Raw genomic sequence first — 15,918 nt, forward strand, 5'->3', positions numbered from 1 at the left:
TGAATGCCTATTCTTTGATAAGCATTCTTCTCCTTTCGTTAATTTTTTTACGAATAATAAGAGCAGACAGACCGGGCACATCGAGAACAATTGATTGTGGCTGACCATTCATGGCCACCGCTTCACTAGTAAAGCAAGTAGAAGGGGCTTGCACCTTTCCACCGTAAACTTGGTCTTGCGAATTAAGAAGAAGTTGGTAATCACCGGCGATTGGAACTCCAATCCGCTTAGCCAAATGATCAACAGGTGTAAAGTTGAGAACCACTAAACTTCCCTCTTGAGAAGCGCTTCCCCTCCTAAAGAAAGATAAGACACCCATCTCGAGATCATCCGCATCAATAATGATTAAACCCGCGGGGTCATGATCTAACTGATAAAATTCAGGATAATGCAAGCCGATCTGGTTAATTCGCTTAATAAAATCATGGTAAGGCGTATTATATTCACGTCCTAATCCGGCCCAATCCAATTCTTCATAGAAACGCCATTCCAGAAATTGTCCCAGTTCATTGCCCATAAAATGGAGGGTTTTACCTGGCTGAGCTAGCATATATGCGTGCAACAAACGCAAGTTTGCAAATTGATCAAACCGGTTCCCCGGTATCTTCCCTAAGAGCGACCGCTTACCATGGACCACTTCATCATGCGACAAGGGTAAAATATACCGCTCCTTGTATTGATACATGAAGACAAAAGTGATCAGTCTCAATGAAGAAGGACGATAGAGCGGATCCAGCTGAAAGAATCTCAAGGTATCATTCATCCACCCCATATTCCACTTATAGTCAAAGCCTAATCCTCCCTCTGCAATCGGATGGGTAATACCTGGTCGATCCGTCGATTCTTCCGCAATCATATAGATATCGGGATGCGCTTGATGGATCGCGGCATTCAGCTTCTGAAGAAAAGCCACCCCTTGTGGATTCTCCTGATAGCCAGAATCTCCATGACCGGTCATTTGACCCTCAAAATTAAGGTCAATCATATTCGTCACAGCATCGACCCGGATCCCATCAACGTGAAATTCCTCAATCCAAGAAAAGAGATTTGATATCAAAAAAGACTGAACTTGATGCTTGCCTAAATCGAAATTCAAGGTCCCCCAACCTTGATTATTAGCCCGCTGATAATCTGCATACTCAAAAGTGGGCGTTCCATCATAATAACTCAAACCATAAGCATTGCGGTTGAAATGACCGGGTACCCAGTCTAGAATGACCCCAATCCCATTTTGGTGGGCTTGATCAATAAATGCTTTGAAATCTTCTGGCTCGCCATAGCGACCAGCTACAGCGAAGTAACCCGTAATTTGATAACCCCAAGATGCTTCAAGCGGATGATCCATCACTGGCATCAATTCAATATGACTATAACCCATTTCCTTAACATAAGGGATGAGCGAATCAGCCAGTTCCTTAAAAGAGTAGGTCGAGCCGTCCGGATGACGGCGCCAAGAAGTGGGATGGACCTCATAGATTTGCAGGGGGACTTGATATTTGTCCTGGTCTTTACGTCTGGCTAACCACTCTGCATCCTGCCAATGATAATCTTGACTCTCCCAGACAATTGAAGCATCTTTAGGCGGAATTTCAAATTTCTGGGCAAAAGGATCAATCTTATACTCTATGACCCCATCTCCATGATCAATACCATATTTGTAACACTGGTTTAATTTGGCTCCAGATACAAAAAGTGTCCAGACTCCTCCTGGTACTTGTTCCATAGGTAAATTTGCCCAAGAAGAAAAATCTCCCTGCACATAAACCTGGAAAGCATGGGGGGCCCAGACACTAAATTGAAAACCTGATTGACCATTCAAACAGCGCTTTTTAGCACCTAAGAAATGATCGGCACGTTGATGAAGTCCATGATTGAAATAGTAGATATCATCCAACAGATGCTCCGGCCATGCATGACTTTCCATGAAGATTCCTCCCTTCTTAGGTGCTAGGATGAAATGATTCAACAATCTTACCATGATTGTAACCTATAAAGACTTTTAGCGAAAGCAAAAGCAAGGTAATTTATAAAAATTTGACCAAATAAAAAAAGTCACCCCTATGGGGTGACGCGATAGGATATACCTATCGAGCAGCAGTGATCCGAATCACCGTTAAGACCTGTTCACATCAAGTCTCAAACCGTCGCCTTCCTGGCTTGAATTCGAAATTCTAGACAGTCTGCAGCTGCAACCTTTCAGTTGCTTACGACTCATCGCATGCTAGTATCATACGGGATCAGGTCCTACTTTGTCAATTATATAAAGCCTTTTTATCCAACTGCTAAATTATCAGCTGCCATCACTCAAGGCGGTCGAAGTGTTGTTGGTTGCTAGTACCGACTTGAGCAGGATAATTTCCGTAACGTTCTCTATGTACTAGATAGAGGACGTTTTTTAGTCGAAAAAAATATTCACATCTAAACTGTCCCCGTAAAACAGCTTCAATTTCTCCATGACTTTATAACTTGGATTCATAAAATTATTTTCAATCTTGACGTATAACGAGTAACTAATTCCTAATTCTTTAGCTATCTCTTGTTGCGTCAATTTTTCTTCACTTCTTAGCTTTTTTTAAAACATTCAATCATTTGCTTCTTTCTAGGTTGGTTGGGCATTCCGTTTAATTTCAATTGTACGAATTAAACCGTATTATTTACCTAACAAAAATATCATCACTTTCGATCTGATAAATAACTGATAACTTATTTAACAGATCCATTGGAATTTTAGAACTGTCTTTTTCATATTTTAAAAGCGTTTGTTGGTGGATTCCCGCCATGTTTGATGCTTCTTTTGATGTTAGCCCTGCGTTTATTCTTGAAGCTTTTAAAGAAATTAACATACGTCTCCTCCTTTCTTTATCTTAAAATATCGAATAGAATCGTATTGTCAACTAAAAAAACACTTTTTATTTTCGATTTTTTTCGTATTTGTTATTTAATAATACGATTTTATTCGTTATAATATAGAAGGAAAGAGGTGGTTAAAATGGCACGAAACGAACTAACTCCCCAAGAATTAGAGTTAAGAAAAGTAATTTCAAGCAATTTACTTTTTCTCCTTGAACAAAAAAATATTACTCAAGCGGATTTATCAGATAGACTTAAAATACCGAGAAGCACATTAAACGGTTATTTTAAAGGGACTTCAATACCTAGTCCCGAAAACGTTCAAAAACTATCAGATTTTTTCGAGGTTAAGAAATCTGATATTGATCCAAGATTTAATAAAGTTTCTAATATTATCGAAATTAAGCAGACAAAATCAATCCCAATTCTAGGCGCTATTGCCTGTGGTGAACCAATACTCGCTCAAGAGAACATATCTGACACAATTCCATTCCCAGTTGAATCATTGCCAAATGGAGACCTTTTCTTCTTGAAAGCTCAAGGAGATAGCATGGAGCCTACTATAAAAGAGGACGCATTGGTATTGATCCGCAAACAAGAGGAGGTGGAGAACGGAGAGATAGCGGCCGTATTGGTTAACAGCAATACAGAAGCCACCTTGAAAAGGGTTCGGAAATTAGGCGACACTATTCTTTTAGAAGCAATCAATGAAGAATATTCACCATATCTTGTAAACAAAGAAAACCCTGCCAGAATTATTGGCAAGGCTGTGAAAGTGTTGAATGATTTATAAAGAAAGGAGAAATAATAATGAGCGATAAAAATATTAAACCAAAAGAAAAGAACACAAACAAAGAAATTCAAATAAGAGAACTTAAACAATTAGAAAAACAAATTGATAAGCATATCGAAGTATTCATTAGATTGAAGGATAAATAAGATGAATTATATTGATATAGAATTTGCACTTAAAGTTCATGATATGATTATTGAAAAATCTGGGGGAATGGCAGGAATAAAAGACCAAGGGCAACTTGAAAGTGTTTTAACCCACATTCAAAATGATATTTACTACCCTGGTTTTGAAGATAAATTAACCCACCTTATTTTTTCAATAATACAATTCCATATGTTTATTGACGGTAACAAGCGAACATCTATTTCACTAGGTTTATATTTCATGAATCTAAATCACTATACATTTGCTGATGACGATTTTATTCTCAATATGGAAGATATCGTTGTTGGAGTCGCAGAAGGAAAAATAACTAAGTTAGAACTAAAAGATTTATTAACACAATTATTAAAATAATAATACCACTCACAAGCTCGCAACTTGGAGCGGCTACCCTGAGGGTGTATTTCATAATATAAATATATCGAATATTAGGAGGTAGTCAAAATGGCAAAACGTAAGATTTATGTGGAAAAGAAAAAGGGAGGTTGTTTAAAAAACGCTCTTTTTATCATTTTGGTTTTGGTTATTGTAGGGTATTTTTTCCCTCAAGATGAAGGAAATAATACTAATGATAATCAAATAACACAAACAGAAATTTCAACTGTTTCTGAAACACATGAAAAACCAACTCTTAAAGAAGATAATACATCTCCACAAGAAACAACTCAAGGACAAGACGAATTCGGCGAACCAAAAAGTGATACGAATTATGATATAAGTGAAGTTAACGAAAAGATATGGGATTCGTTGGAAGAATCAAAAGAGTTCGCTAAAACAGACCCTGATTATATGTACCATGCATACATTGATAGTCTAGAAATTCAACAAACTGGAGCGCTACATGTAGTTGTGACTGATGAATTTAATTATTTAAGTGATGAAGATAAAAAGTTGGTTTTACAGACAGCGAACAATATCGCAAAACTTGAGGTTTTCATGAAAACAAATGAAGACAACTCACTGTTTATCACCGCTTTGAACATGTCAGGAGAAAAAATAGCTCAATCTAAAATGACAAATTTTACTGAATATAAATTTAATTAATAAAATAACAGCCATACCCTCCCCGCCAAGAAAAAATAGTGTTAGATAACGAAATTAAACCAAAACAGGAAGTGATAAATTGGATTTAGAATCACAAAATTTATTATGTATGAAAACGAAAATAACTCAGTTATTGCAGATGTCATTATAAAAGATGAAACTATATGGATGACACAAAAACAAATGGCTGAATTATTTGAGGTTGATAGAACAACTATTAGTCGACATTTAAATAATATTTTTTCAGATCCAGTGCTTGATATCGAACTGGCATGTGCAAAAATTGCACATGCCACTCAGCATGCATGGTGCAATTGAAGGTTTAACGCAAACATCTAATGTAAATTATTATAATTTAGATGCTATTATCTCTGTTGGTTATCGTGTTAATTCTAAACGCGCTACTCACTTCAGACAATGAGCTACAAATGTTGAAAGAAAAATAAATATCCCACTCCCTGTCGCCAAACATCCGAGTGAGGTCATAATCCTAATTTGAGAGTAATAAAATAATTTTTTAGGAGGAATTACAAATGGGACTCTTTGATAATATAACACAAGGTGTACTTGGAAACTTAAGTGAGGTTTCTGCTGAAAAGTTAAATTTAGAATACGGACCTTACTTGTTTGACGGCGAAAAAATCGAAAAGGGTTATACCTTAATCAGAGACTCTATCATCTTCACTGATGTACGTATTATTTTCGTTGATAGACAAGGAACAACAGGAAAGAAAACATCATTCAAATCTATTTATCTTTCGCATATTATTGATGTTGAAATGGAAACTGCGGGGGCTGGTTTTGATGATAGTGAAATTACAATTACATACCTAACAACCGTAAACAGATCAACACGACACGAGACTTTTGAAAGTATAAAGTTTGAATTTCCTAAAAAAGCAGATATTCTACCTCTCTATAGATTTTTCGGTTCTTTGGTACTAAAAAACCGTAGGGAAATTAACACCATTAAGTAAAAACAATAAATCCAATTCCCTGAACAAGCAAGCGTTAGAGTCATTAGCGATTAATAAAAACCCCACTCCCATCCGCCAAGATAAGTGAGTGAGGTAGCCCCTGTTCAAAGGGTTCTTTATGTTGCAATTGTATCAAATAAAGGGGGAATAAACAATGTGGATCGAGGAATTATCCAATGGTAAATATAAGTATTGTGAACGGTACCTGGACAAGAAAACCGGCAAGAATAAACGCGTTTCGATCACGCTAGATAAAAACACTGCGTAAGCTAGAAATCATGCGGTTAAAGTTTTAAATAAAAAAATTGATAATTCTAAAAAAGAAAAGAAATCAATCTGTTTTGGCGAATTGGTCAAAGAATATATCGAATTTAAAAAGAAACACTGGGCGCTGGCTACCTATATTAAAAACATTGGCTTTTATAACCGTCACATAAAGCCTTATCCTGAACACGATTATTTCGTCGATCAACTAACCGTGAACGATATTCAACAAGTTATTGACCGAGTTCAATATGATAAAGGCTTGACCAGAAACACGATCATCAACATAAAATCACTGATTGGGGCTGCTTTAAGCTATTGTTACGATGAATATGGAATCGAATTCATACGGTCTTTTGGCAAAATATTCATTAAAGATGAATTACCTAAAACCATTCCATTTATCAATAGTGGAGATATACCAAAATTAATTAAAGATATGAGGGATAACATCAACGAGTTATATGCGGACGCAGTCGAGGTTCAGATACTAACCGGCATGAGAATAGGCGAGCTGCGAACCTTAACCGAAGAAGATTGGTTTGATAACAAAATAAGAATTAACAAATCAATCGAACGGAGAACCAACGCGGTAACCAAGACTAAAAATGTTCAGTCGATTAGAACGATTGATAACAACAATCGAATAAACGAAATATTTGCTAAACGCATCAAAATAAACCATCTTTTATTTGGCGATGAAGCGAGTTTAATATTCGCAAGCAAGCTAAACGGTCCAATTACTTACACCTATTTTCAACGGTTAATTAAAACGGTAGACCCCGAATTGTCCTCTCACGTTTTTAGACACACTCATATTACACTGCTGGCTGAAAAAGGCTTCTCATTAAAATATATCATGGAGCGAGTGGGTCACACTAATCCAGAGACGACCATGAAAGTTTATACCATGTCACCGAGAAAACAAAAAAAGAGGCAAGGGAGAAATTAAATAACTTGATTTAATTTGCCCCTTATCTGCCCCTTTTGGTCAACTAAAAGGTCATATAACCGTCACAAACCTTGGTATTAAGCCATTGAATTTTCTTCCATGACTTCCAGGCGGTACCCATCGGGATCGCTAACAAAGAAGTATTTTGGATCTTCTCCTGGCAAGCCTTTCAGCTCAGTTGTCTTATACCCATCTGCTTGGCACTTGGCATGCATGGCTTTCAGGTCATCCACAGCAATCGCCATATGCGAAAAGCCATTCCCAATCTCATAGGGGTCCGCTTCATAATTATAGGTTAACTCTAACTCAAAGTCAGACCCTGGAACTTGAAGATAAATAATATCAAAGCCGTCTTCAGGTAACTTACGATCCCTTACCACCTCAAAGTCAAAGGTCTGAGTGTAAAACTTCAAGCTCGCTTCACGATCGAGAATTCGGTAACAAGTATGCAATAATTTTTGAGTCATTTTTTCTCTCCTTTTCTGATATCCTTTATCCAATCTAAATCCAACTCCCGCCTCTCAAGAAACCTACATTTCTAGTTTCTCAAATGAGTAAGGTGCCAAGTCTGCGACACTTGTTGTCAGAATCTTGCCATCCTTTCGCGTTAAATAGACCGGTGTATCAGGGTCCGCCATCTCGACTAAGACCTGTCGACAAATGCAACATGGGGGTAAAAAGTCTTCCGTTTCACCCGCCACCGCGATTGCTTGAATAAACTTAGGGCGGTAGCCTTCAGTAATGGCTGTAAAAATGGCAGATCTTTCTGCGCAATTCGTCGCTCCAAAAGAAACATTCTCAACATTGACTCCAGTATAGACGATGCTATCCTTGGTCAGGATCGCACATCCAACCGGAAATTGGGAGTAGGGACAATAAGCGTGGTCTCTCACTAAACGCGCTTGGCTCACCAAGTCTTCGATCACTTCTGGCTTAATTGTCATCCACTAGCCCTCGCTTTCATCAAGATCAAAGATAAATTGATCCTGATCATACAGGACAGGTACCCCAGCGAGTCCTTGTTCAATCGCTGCCTTAAATTCAGGTCGATGATCGCGGTGACGCAAGAATTCCTTCAGATTAGCCATTGAATCAGTGATATTGACCGCTTGGTAGTCGATTCCACGAGCCTTCAGTTGGTCTACAAAAGCAGGTGTTTGCGGGCATTTATCAGAAAAATATAATTTTGCCGTCATAGTATCCTCTCCTTTGCTTGATAGACCTATTATACTATAAGTAAAGAAAAAGGCATGCTAAAACCTCTTGGTTTACATCCATTGCTAAATTTCGGCTTAAAGCATAAAATAGGAAAGACAGATAGGAAGGATGAATAAAATGAATAAACTTCAAGATTGGTTGTGGCGGTTTGTCAAGGGGATGTTCATCGGGTCAGGTTTTATTCTACCTGGTGTTTCTGGTGGAGCCTTAGCCGCAATCTTCGGTCTCTATGAACGGATCATCCGTTTCTTGGCCAATATCACCAAGGACTTTTGGGAGAATGTCCGTTTCTTTATACCAGTTGGTCTAGGCGCATTGTTTGGGATCGTAATCCTGTCTTTTGGTGTCAGCCACGTGCTGGAACATTATGAGACCATCATTATGTGGTTTTTTGTCGGTTGTATTGTCGGGATGCTCCCCTCCCTCTGGCAAGAAGCTGGTAAAAAAGGCCGACAACCAAGAGAGATTGGGATCACGGTTATTTCAACTTTATTGGCTACCCTGCTCTTAGCTTATGGTGAACAAGCCTTTAACGGTCAAGTGGCTCCAAGCTTTCCAGCCTGGATGATTGCGGGCCTCCTCATTGCTCTCGGTGGACTAATTCCAGGTCTAAGCCCTTCCAATTTTATTCTTTATATGGGGCTCTATAAATTAATGGCAGACGGTTTTAAAACGTTAGACTTATCTGTTATGCTTCCCATAGGACTCGGCATGATCTTGACCGTCCTTCTCTTATCGAAATTAATCGAGCAGATTTTTGATCGGTATTACCCACAATTCTTCCACTTTATAGTGGGAGTGGTCCTGGCTTCAACGATTATGATTATCCCAACCTCTTACCAAGGTCAAACAAGTGAATACCTCCTTTGCTTCTTAATGCTAGTAACTGGAGCTGGCTTGGGTTGGTGGATGGCTCAACTCGAGGCCAAGTATAAGCATTAATATTTTCAAAGATTTTATGGTTTAAGCGGTCCAAATTGCACCGCTTATTTTTTTTGCCTATAATAAAATGGGATTTATATCTCTCGATGATGACCGCCTGAAGATTTGAATCATTCGTTGATGACAGACATGCCTTGAAAGGAGATCTCCCATGCCCCTACTCGAATCCTATACCCTCAAAAAATTCAATAAGCGAATCTATCAGTGCCAAGATCAAGAGCTCTATGATGCTTTAATGGATCTAGTGAATGAACACATTCACCAGCTGCCCTTGCGGGATCAAGACGAAAAACGTAAATTATATTACTTCTCCGCCGAATTCCTCATGGGGAAGGTCTTGAGTAATAATTTGATTAACCTGAACTTATACAACCAAATCAAGAATGAATTAACGGCTAATGGTCGGTCCATGATGGATATTGAACATATTGAACCCGAACCTTCCTTAGGTAATGGAGGGCTAGGCCGTCTTGCCGCATGTTTCATTGATTCAATTACCAAGATGGGAATTAATGGAGATGGGGTCGGATTAAATTACCACTTTGGCCTCTTCAAGCAAATCTTTAAGGACAATCAACAGGTCGCGATTCCAGACCAGTGGTTAACGGGTCATGATTGGATCGAAAAGACTGATCTTAGCTTTAAGGTGCCCTACAAAGACTTCACCCTAGAATCCACCCTCTATGAAATGAGCATTCTAGGCTATAAGCAAACGCACCGCAACCGCCTCCGCCTCTTTGACTTAGAGAGTGTTAACCCGACCATTATCGAAGAGGGCTCCATCCAATTTGACAAGACAAAAATTCAAGAAAACTTAACCCTCTTCCTTTACCCGGATGATTCAGACCAAGAGGGACGATTATTGCGGGTCTATCAACAGTATTTTATGGTTTCCAATGGTGCTCAACTCATTATCAAAGAAGCCAAAGACAAGGGATCGAATCTCCACGATCTGGCCGACTATGCCATTATCCAGATCAATGATACCCATCCTGCCTTAATTATTCCCGAGATGATCCGTCTCTTAGGTCAAGAAGGAATTGATCTAGATGAAGCCATTAGCATTGTGACCTCCATGACAGCCTTCACCAACCACACGATTTTGGCAGAAGCTTTAGAAACATGGTCGATGGATGATTTGGAAAATGTTATCCCTCAAGTCTGTCAGATTATCCGACAACTCGATGAACGTATCCGGAACACTTACCCTGATAATCCTGCTGTATGGGTTATCGATAATTATGGCTATGCCCATATGGCCCATCTAGCTATTCACTTTGGCTTTTCAGTGAACGGGGTTGCGGAATTGCATACGGAAATTCTCAAAACCAGTGCCCTTTCACCTTTCTATGCGATCTACCCTGATCGTTTCCATAATATGACCAATGGGATTACCTTCCGACGTTGGGTCATGGATGCCAACAAGGAACTTTCGGCCTATCTAGACCTTAAGATTGGCACTCTTTGGCATCGAAATGCAGATCTAACTGAATTTCTTAACTATCAGGATGATCCTGACACCTTGAGCAAGCTGCGGGCGATTAAATACAATAACAAATTACGCCTTAAGAAACATCTAAAAGACCAAATGGGTATCAATATTAAAGCCCACTCCATCATGGATATCCAGATCAAACGATTCCATGAATATAAACGCCAACAAATGAATGCCCTTTGGGTTATTCACAAATACCTCGATATTAAGGCTGGCAATATACCCGAAACACCAATCACCGTCATCTTTGGTGGTAAGGCAGCACCTGCTTATACCATTGCACAAGATATCATCCACTTAATTCTCACCTTGTCCGAACTCATTCGTTTAGACAAGCAAGTGGCTCCCCACCTTCAAGTCGTTATGATTGAGAATTACAATGTCACTTATGCCGAATATTTGATCCCTGCTGCCGATATTTCTGAACAAATCTCCCTGGCTTCCAAAGAAGCATCCGGGACAGGAAATATGAAGTTTATGGCGAATGGAGCCATTACTCTGGGGACACTCGATGGTGCCAATGTCGAAATTAAGGACCAAGTCGGTGAGGAAAACATCTATATTTTCGGTAAAGAAAGCCAAGAAATCATTCAACTCTATCAAAATAATGGCTACATCGCTTATGATTATTACCAACGTGACACCATCAAACCGCTTGTTGACTTCATTGTCTCCCACGGCATGCTCTACTTTGGTAATGAACAGCGCTTAAACCGACTCTATAATGAACTGATTAGTAAGGACTACTTCATGACCCTTATTGATCTAGAAGACTATATACGTGTAAAAGAAGCCATGCTCAAAGATTATGAGAAGGTTGATGACTGGTATAAGAAATCTGTGATTAATATCTCACAATCTGGCTTCTTCTCTAGTGATCGAACAATTGCGGACTATAATGATACCATCTGGCATCTGAACGTCTCCTATGGAGAAGAATAAGTGATTGAAAGCCTGCCCTGGTTGAGATAATCAAAAGAACAGCCCCATCATTGGGGCTGGTCTTGGTTAAAGAGAGCTCGACCCAAACGGATAAAGGTTGCTCCTTCACTCAAGGCTATCGGATAGTCCCGGGTCATTCCCATACTCAATTCACTGCATGGCGCGTAAGCTAAACCACGCTCGGCTATTCGGACTTGTAGGTTCTTAAGTGTCTGAAAATAATGGTGTAGGTCCGCTTCATTCGCATCAATTGGGGCCATGGTCATTAAGCCGACCAAGCGAATTTTATCATAATCCTTTAGGCTACCTACCGCCTCATCCACCTGATCGGGAGCAAATCCACCCTTGCTTTCCTCTCCCGATACATTCACTTGCAGGAAGCACTGAATCGGGTGGTCTGCCCGCTTTTGAATCTCCTTAGCCAGAGACATCCGGTCCAGAGAATGGAGATAATCTATCTGATTGATAATTAATTTTACTTGGCGAGACTGTAAATGACCAATGAAGTGCCAAGTAATTTGGTCTTTAATGTCGGCCAAATCTTCTAACTTAGCCAAAAATTTATCAGACCGGTTCTCTGCTAAGTGGTACTGACCCATTTCATAAAGTAGGCGGGTTGTCTGGCTGTCGACAAATTTTGTGACCGCAATTAATTCTGCTCCTTGTTCATGTACCTGGGATTGAATTGTAGCTAAGCGCTGACTTAATAACTGATCATCCATTCTATCGCTCCTTATCATAATAGCTTGGCCTGCCTTCTGTCAGACCTGATCGATATTCATTCCTGTGCGATTAAGTTTATCACAATTCTGAAGACAGTTCGAGAGATGAAGAAAGACCCAACAGCTTGTGCCTGTTAGGTCTTTGATTTCGATCAAATTTGATTTTTTCTTTGAATTAAGCCACGATATTTACATTCGCTGCTTGAGGTCCACGATCGCCTTCTTCAATATCGAAAGTCACTTGTTGACCCTCTTCTAAAGTCTTGAAGCCTTCTTTATTGATAGCTGAGAAGTGCACAAAAACATCATCGCCAGCTTCTTGTTCAATAAAGCCGAAACCTTTTTCTGAGTTAAACCATTTTACTGTTCCATTATTCATAATGAAATCCTCCTTTGACGCTCGCGCGTGAATAGTTGCAGAAAAAATTAAAATAAAGAAAAGAGTTCATTAAAATAATGAAGGTTGCTTTTAAATATTATAACTTACTACTCGGTGAAGTATACACGAGTTTCTCATAAATGTCTAGCTTTTTTAACAACAGGATCCCGAACAGTCACTAGATGAACCTTGACCTGGTTCTGGGCTGGTGCCACAACCATAAAAACGCGTCACAATCTCATCTGGCAGTTGACTGACTAAGGGCCGAATATGCTTTGCCATGGATTCTGCCCCAAAGGAACAAATATTCGTCCGCATGATACCCGCTTACACTTTTGTAATTTGAGTATATGATTGACTTGCTTCCTTACGAACGTCTGTCATATTTGCTCTCATTTACTACATGATAACATCATTCAACCCGCCCATAGACTAGAATCCATGGCCAGAAATAAATAGCTATGTGCACATAAGGTCTAGGGATCATGTCTTTGATGCTAGTTACAAGATACGATAACACGCGATCCTTTCTTGACCCTAATCAGGCTCACAAGAAGCTTCATCTATCAAGATAGGTCTTCCGTCCTGCCAGCCAATCATTACAACTTGTTTCCATCAAGACTAGTGGTGCAGAGTTTTCAGTAAAGAACATATCCCTTCTTGCTTATCCCTTACATGTCGATTCCTATGGATCCGATGGGTCACTCTGGTAATGGTCTAGTAAGGGGGCAACTTGCTGCATCACTTGACCAATCGGTTGACGGATAAAGAGATCGGCCTCCAGCGGGGCAATATCCAGGGGATCATAGTTCACAATGACAATATGTTCTCCTTTAAAATGTTGGACCAGTCGTTTAGCAGCAGGAGTCGTCAGGGTTGTCCCAGCGATAATTAAGAGGTCGGCTTGTTCCATACTCCACCTGGCCCGCTTCATGACATCATGCGGAATGCTTTCGCCAAAATAGATGACATTGGGGCGCAAGATGCCACCACAAGTTCGACAATAGGCGACCTTGTCTTGATTCTTCTGCAAGGCCTCTCGGGGATAGCTTCTCCGGCAGTCCATACAGAACCACTCACGTGTATCTCCATGTAATTCGTCTACATAGACTTGCCCTGCCTTTTGGTGAAGTCCATCGACATTTTGTGTGATGACCCGGATATCTTGACCATTTCTTTCTAAATTGGCTAAGAGTCGATGGGTAAAGTTTGGCTCTGGTTCTTTGCGGTCCACTTCTTCGCGAATCTTAAAGAAGGCCACTGGATCTTCTTTTAAGCGCTTGATATTGGCAAAATAGAGTGGGTTCTTATGGTCTTCTTCCATCTTAGTCCATGTACCAAAGCGACCACGATAATCCGGCACTCCACTTTCAGTCGAGGTGCCCGCTCCCCCATAGAAAATGGTAATGGAAGCTTGGTTAAGATAAGTTGCGAGTTGCATAATCATTTCTTGTGGTAGCATAGCCCACTCCCTTCTTGACTGCCATATTGATTCTTTAAGACCGGATAACTGGCAAATTGACGGACAGCATTCATATAATGCTGGATATTTTCTAAAGGTGCTGCCAAGGGGATATCACAACCAACCCCTAAGATCCCAACTCGAGGGTTCCCCTTAGCCGCTTCAATACATGCGCGGACTGTTTGGATGCCTCCACTAGAAAAGCTTAAATATTTGCTGAAATAGCTAAGATGCCCTTTTCAAATTTGCCTAAGTCAGCGTGCTTATTCATTATCCACTATAGTAAGTATTAAAACAACCCATGAGTAATAAATTTAAATAATAAGCAAATAAACCCCACATCCAAAACTTGGATGTGGGGTTGACTCTATCATCCCAATTAAATGGGTTTTAAATTAGTCTTCAAATACTGTTTGCTCTGAAACAGGAGTTGTTAAAGCCTTCAATGCTTTATCAACTAAGTGAGTACGTAATCCATACTCTTCCTCTTTAGATAATGATGGATTACCTAATGGGTGAGGAATCGCAATTGCAGGGATAATCCGGTTAGCCCCTACAGTTAATGAGATAGGTGTAACGGTACACATGTGAACCACAGGAATACCAGTTTTTTCGATTTCTTTAACCATTGTTGCTCCGCAACGTGTACAGGTCCCTCAGGTAGAGGTTAAGATAACCGCATCAACATCGTGTTCTTGTAGGTCTTTTGCGATCTCTGCCGCATATGCCTTAGCAGATGCTACGGCTGTACCATTACCAACTGTAGAGTAGAAGAAGTTATGTAATGAACCAATTTCGCCATTACGTTCTTTCTCACGCAATACGTCTACTGGGATAACACGGTCCGCATCTTCATTCGCGTAGATTGGGTCGTGACCACCGTGAGCAGTTTCATATTCGCCTTCTTTAAGGTCATCAACACCAGTGATGTCATAGCGACCATATTTAGAAGCAGAAGATGATTCGATGTGATCTGGGTTACCATGTGGAACGATACCACCAGAAGTTACAATTGCAATCTTAGCCTTAGAAAGGTCTGCAATTGGTTTACCAGGTTCAACATTGTCAAAGTCTGGCATTGGATATTCAGTCGCGTATTCTTCGCCTGCTAATTTCTTAATTAACATATCAACGGCACGCTTAGAGCCACGTTCTTCTGCGAAGAAGTTACGACGGTGACGTTCGTAATAGCCATCTTCTGCTGGGTTTAAATCTTCACCCTTGATAATTTTGTTAACAACGTTAGCCATAGCTGGTAAAGCTTTACGCATCGTTGCAGCTGAGTTACCAGTTTGTACGATGTAAGGAACCTTGCGGTACATATCCACACCAGGGTTCTCTTCGTACATACCTGTTACTGCAGGAATTCCTAAGCGTTCCATAACAGCTGTTGCAACAGCACCTGCTGCCACCCCATAACGACCAGCATTAAAGGCAGGACCAGCGATTACAAGTTCAGGGTCGAATGACTTAATCATTTCGATGACTTCGTCAATGGCCTCAGGGTTCTCATTGAAGTATGAGTCACCACAGACTACCGTTCCGACGATTTCAGCATTTTCAGCAATTGCTCCATTGAGTCCGACACCTGGACCTTTAGGACCATCTTCTTTAAATGGTTTTGTATCGGCTTTTTCTTCACCACCAATACCAGCGTAGAATTGGTTAATATAATGTACTACACGTTTTTTAGTCATGGTTTTACCTCCTTAT

At 40.0% G+C, this 15,918-nt stretch carries 21 protein-coding genes and 1 pseudogene; 10 read left to right on the forward strand and 12 right to left on the reverse strand.

Going from position 1 to position 15,918, the window contains the following annotated elements:
* Nucleotides 1–7: 7 nt before the first annotated feature.
* The 3 genes and pseudogenes from glgB to HMPREF9708_RS01055 form a co-directional block, all read right to left on the reverse strand.
* Nucleotides 8–1,924 carry a 1,4-alpha-glucan branching protein GlgB gene (gene glgB, locus HMPREF9708_RS01045; protein WP_006308099.1) on the reverse strand — a complete coding sequence of 639 codons (1,917 nt, stop codon included), beginning with the start codon at nt 1,922–1,924 and terminating at the stop codon, nt 8–10.
* 471 nt (nt 1,925–2,395) lie between these two features.
* Nucleotides 2,396–2,560: pseudogene (locus tag HMPREF9708_RS08650) on the reverse strand (helix-turn-helix transcriptional regulator); the annotation flags it as partial.
* A 94-nt stretch (nt 2,561–2,654) separates the two neighbouring features.
* Nucleotides 2,655–2,843 (reverse strand): helix-turn-helix transcriptional regulator, encoded by a 189-nt coding sequence (locus HMPREF9708_RS01055; protein ID WP_006308100.1) that lies wholly within the window; start codon nt 2,841–2,843, stop codon nt 2,655–2,657.
* A gap of 146 nt (nt 2,844–2,989) precedes the next feature.
* On the opposite strand from HMPREF9708_RS01055, the gene HMPREF9708_RS01060 reads away from it, so the two are divergent.
* The 8 genes from HMPREF9708_RS01060 (at nt 2,990) to HMPREF9708_RS01085 (ending at nt 7,045) form a co-directional block, all read left to right on the forward strand.
* A complete protein-coding gene (locus HMPREF9708_RS01060; RefSeq protein ID WP_006308101.1) occupies nt 2,990–3,643 on the forward strand; it encodes a S24 family peptidase in 654 nt (217 codons plus the stop codon).
* Between the two features lie 17 nt (nt 3,644–3,660).
* Nucleotides 3,661–3,789: a hypothetical protein gene (locus HMPREF9708_RS08565; protein ID WP_006308102.1), complete on the forward strand. Its 129-nt coding sequence runs from the start codon at nt 3,661–3,663 to the stop codon at nt 3,787–3,789.
* 1 nt (nt 3,790) lies between these two features.
* Nucleotides 3,791–4,162, forward strand: coding sequence for a type II toxin-antitoxin system death-on-curing family toxin (locus HMPREF9708_RS01065; protein ID WP_006308103.1), 372 nt, complete (start codon nt 3,791–3,793; stop codon nt 4,160–4,162).
* A 90-nt stretch (nt 4,163–4,252) separates the two neighbouring features.
* Entirely contained in the window at nt 4,253–4,852 is a 600-nt protein-coding gene (locus tag HMPREF9708_RS01070) for a hypothetical protein (protein WP_006308104.1), read from the forward strand.
* 105 nt (nt 4,853–4,957) lie between these two features.
* On the forward strand, nt 4,958–5,170 hold the full coding sequence (locus HMPREF9708_RS01075) for a hypothetical protein (protein ID WP_040447705.1): 213 nt from the start codon (nt 4,958–4,960) through the stop codon (nt 5,168–5,170).
* On the forward strand, nt 5,154–5,273 hold the full coding sequence (gene rhuM / locus HMPREF9708_RS08655) for a RhuM family protein (protein ID WP_198004218.1): 120 nt from the start codon (nt 5,154–5,156) through the stop codon (nt 5,271–5,273). The genes HMPREF9708_RS01075 and rhuM overlap by 17 nt, the downstream gene beginning before the upstream one ends.
* Nucleotides 5,274–5,385: 112 nt before the next feature.
* On the forward strand, nt 5,386–5,829 hold the full coding sequence (locus tag HMPREF9708_RS01080; RefSeq protein ID WP_006308105.1) for a PH domain-containing protein: 444 nt from the start codon (nt 5,386–5,388) through the stop codon (nt 5,827–5,829).
* Nucleotides 5,830–6,178: 349 nt separating this feature from the next.
* Nucleotides 6,179–7,045: a tyrosine-type recombinase/integrase gene (locus HMPREF9708_RS01085; protein WP_006308107.1), complete on the forward strand. Its 867-nt coding sequence runs from the start codon at nt 6,179–6,181 to the stop codon at nt 7,043–7,045.
* 77 nt (nt 7,046–7,122) lie between these two features.
* Here HMPREF9708_RS01085 and gloA read toward each other — a convergent pair whose 3' ends face one another.
* From gloA to HMPREF9708_RS01100, 3 genes are all read right to left on the reverse strand, one after another.
* Nucleotides 7,123–7,512: a lactoylglutathione lyase gene (gene gloA, locus HMPREF9708_RS01090; protein WP_006308108.1), complete on the reverse strand. Its 390-nt coding sequence runs from the start codon at nt 7,510–7,512 to the stop codon at nt 7,123–7,125.
* A 63-nt stretch (nt 7,513–7,575) separates the two neighbouring features.
* Nucleotides 7,576–7,989, reverse strand: a complete 414-nt coding sequence (cdd, locus tag HMPREF9708_RS01095) for a cytidine deaminase (protein ID WP_006308109.1) — start codon at nt 7,987–7,989, stop codon at nt 7,576–7,578.
* Nucleotides 7,990–7,992: 3 nt separating this feature from the next.
* Nucleotides 7,993–8,241, reverse strand: coding sequence for a hypothetical protein (locus tag HMPREF9708_RS01100; protein WP_006308110.1), 249 nt, complete (start codon nt 8,239–8,241; stop codon nt 7,993–7,995).
* Between the two features lie 139 nt (nt 8,242–8,380).
* Between HMPREF9708_RS01100 and HMPREF9708_RS01105 the strand changes: the two genes are divergently transcribed.
* Complete coding sequence (locus HMPREF9708_RS01105; RefSeq protein ID WP_006308111.1) at nt 8,381–9,205, forward strand: DUF368 domain-containing protein; 825 nt, start codon at nt 8,381–8,383, stop codon at nt 9,203–9,205.
* A gap of 151 nt (nt 9,206–9,356) precedes the next feature.
* The gene (locus HMPREF9708_RS01110; RefSeq protein ID WP_006308112.1) at nt 9,357–11,642 is read left to right on the forward strand and encodes a glycogen/starch/alpha-glucan phosphorylase; all 2,286 of its coding nucleotides are present in this window, start codon (nt 9,357–9,359) and stop codon (nt 11,640–11,642) included.
* Between the two features lie 47 nt (nt 11,643–11,689).
* Here the strand turns inward: HMPREF9708_RS01110 and HMPREF9708_RS01115 are convergent, their stop codons facing one another.
* The 6 genes from HMPREF9708_RS01115 to grdB form a co-directional block, all read right to left on the reverse strand.
* Nucleotides 11,690–12,364: a YggS family pyridoxal phosphate-dependent enzyme gene (locus tag HMPREF9708_RS01115; protein WP_006308113.1), complete on the reverse strand. Its 675-nt coding sequence runs from the start codon at nt 12,362–12,364 to the stop codon at nt 11,690–11,692.
* Between the two features lie 175 nt (nt 12,365–12,539).
* Nucleotides 12,540–12,743 (reverse strand): cold-shock protein, encoded by a 204-nt coding sequence (locus HMPREF9708_RS01120; protein ID WP_006308114.1) that lies wholly within the window; start codon nt 12,741–12,743, stop codon nt 12,540–12,542.
* A gap of 153 nt (nt 12,744–12,896) precedes the next feature.
* Nucleotides 12,897–13,025 (reverse strand): hypothetical protein, encoded by a 129-nt coding sequence (locus HMPREF9708_RS08570; protein ID WP_269534831.1) that lies wholly within the window; start codon nt 13,023–13,025, stop codon nt 12,897–12,899.
* A 403-nt stretch (nt 13,026–13,428) separates the two neighbouring features.
* Nucleotides 13,429–14,205, reverse strand: a complete 777-nt coding sequence (locus HMPREF9708_RS01125) for an SIR2 family NAD-dependent protein deacylase (RefSeq protein ID WP_006308115.1) — start codon at nt 14,203–14,205, stop codon at nt 13,429–13,431.
* Entirely contained in the window at nt 14,187–14,312 is a 126-nt protein-coding gene (locus HMPREF9708_RS08575) for a hypothetical protein (protein WP_269534832.1), read from the reverse strand. Before HMPREF9708_RS08575 ends, HMPREF9708_RS01125 begins: the two co-directional genes overlap by 19 nt.
* A gap of 288 nt (nt 14,313–14,600) precedes the next feature.
* Nucleotides 14,601–15,902, reverse strand: a complete 1,302-nt coding sequence (grdB, locus tag HMPREF9708_RS01130) for a glycine reductase complex selenoprotein B (RefSeq protein WP_083826828.1) — start codon at nt 15,900–15,902, stop codon at nt 14,601–14,603.
* Nucleotides 15,903–15,918 lie beyond the last annotated feature (16 nt).

This window comes from Facklamia languida CCUG 37842 (assembly GCF_000245795.1).
Taxonomy (GTDB): Bacteria; Bacillota; Bacilli; order Lactobacillales; family Aerococcaceae; genus Facklamia; species Facklamia languida.

Excerpts from the sequence above, each read along its gene's own strand:
- glgB (WP_006308099.1), bottom strand. The coding sequence starts at position 1,924 with ATGGAAAGTCATGCATGGCCGGAGCATCTGTTGGATGATATCTACTAT.
- HMPREF9708_RS01055 (WP_006308100.1), bottom strand. The coding sequence starts at position 2,843 with ATGTTAATTTCTTTAAAAGCTTCAAGAATAAACGCAGGGCTAACATCA.
- HMPREF9708_RS01060 (WP_006308101.1), top strand. The coding sequence starts at position 2,990 with ATGGCACGAAACGAACTAACTCCCCAAGAATTAGAGTTAAGAAAAGTA.
- HMPREF9708_RS08565 (WP_006308102.1), top strand. The coding sequence starts at position 3,661 with ATGAGCGATAAAAATATTAAACCAAAAGAAAAGAACACAAACAAAGAA.
- HMPREF9708_RS01065 (WP_006308103.1), top strand. The coding sequence starts at position 3,791 with ATGAATTATATTGATATAGAATTTGCACTTAAAGTTCATGATATGATT.
- HMPREF9708_RS01070 (WP_006308104.1), top strand. The coding sequence starts at position 4,253 with ATGGCAAAACGTAAGATTTATGTGGAAAAGAAAAAGGGAGGTTGTTTA.
- HMPREF9708_RS01075 (WP_040447705.1), top strand. The coding sequence starts at position 4,958 with ATGTATGAAAACGAAAATAACTCAGTTATTGCAGATGTCATTATAAAA.
- rhuM (WP_198004218.1), top strand. The coding sequence starts at position 5,154 with ATGCATGGTGCAATTGAAGGTTTAACGCAAACATCTAATGTAAATTAT.
- HMPREF9708_RS01080 (WP_006308105.1), top strand. The coding sequence starts at position 5,386 with ATGGGACTCTTTGATAATATAACACAAGGTGTACTTGGAAACTTAAGT.
- gloA (WP_006308108.1), bottom strand. The coding sequence starts at position 7,512 with ATGACTCAAAAATTATTGCATACTTGTTACCGAATTCTCGATCGTGAA.
- cdd (WP_006308109.1), bottom strand. The coding sequence starts at position 7,989 with ATGACAATTAAGCCAGAAGTGATCGAAGACTTGGTGAGCCAAGCGCGT.
- HMPREF9708_RS01100 (WP_006308110.1), bottom strand. The coding sequence starts at position 8,241 with ATGACGGCAAAATTATATTTTTCTGATAAATGCCCGCAAACACCTGCT.
- HMPREF9708_RS01105 (WP_006308111.1), top strand. The coding sequence starts at position 8,381 with ATGAATAAACTTCAAGATTGGTTGTGGCGGTTTGTCAAGGGGATGTTC.
- HMPREF9708_RS01110 (WP_006308112.1), top strand. The coding sequence starts at position 9,357 with ATGCCCCTACTCGAATCCTATACCCTCAAAAAATTCAATAAGCGAATC.
- HMPREF9708_RS01115 (WP_006308113.1), bottom strand. The coding sequence starts at position 12,364 with ATGGATGATCAGTTATTAAGTCAGCGCTTAGCTACAATTCAATCCCAG.
- HMPREF9708_RS01120 (WP_006308114.1), bottom strand. The coding sequence starts at position 12,743 with ATGAATAATGGAACAGTAAAATGGTTTAACTCAGAAAAAGGTTTCGGC.
- HMPREF9708_RS08570 (WP_269534831.1), bottom strand. The coding sequence starts at position 13,025 with ATGGCAAAGCATATTCGGCCCTTAGTCAGTCAACTGCCAGATGAGATT.
- HMPREF9708_RS01125 (WP_006308115.1), bottom strand. The coding sequence starts at position 14,205 with ATGCTACCACAAGAAATGATTATGCAACTCGCAACTTATCTTAACCAA.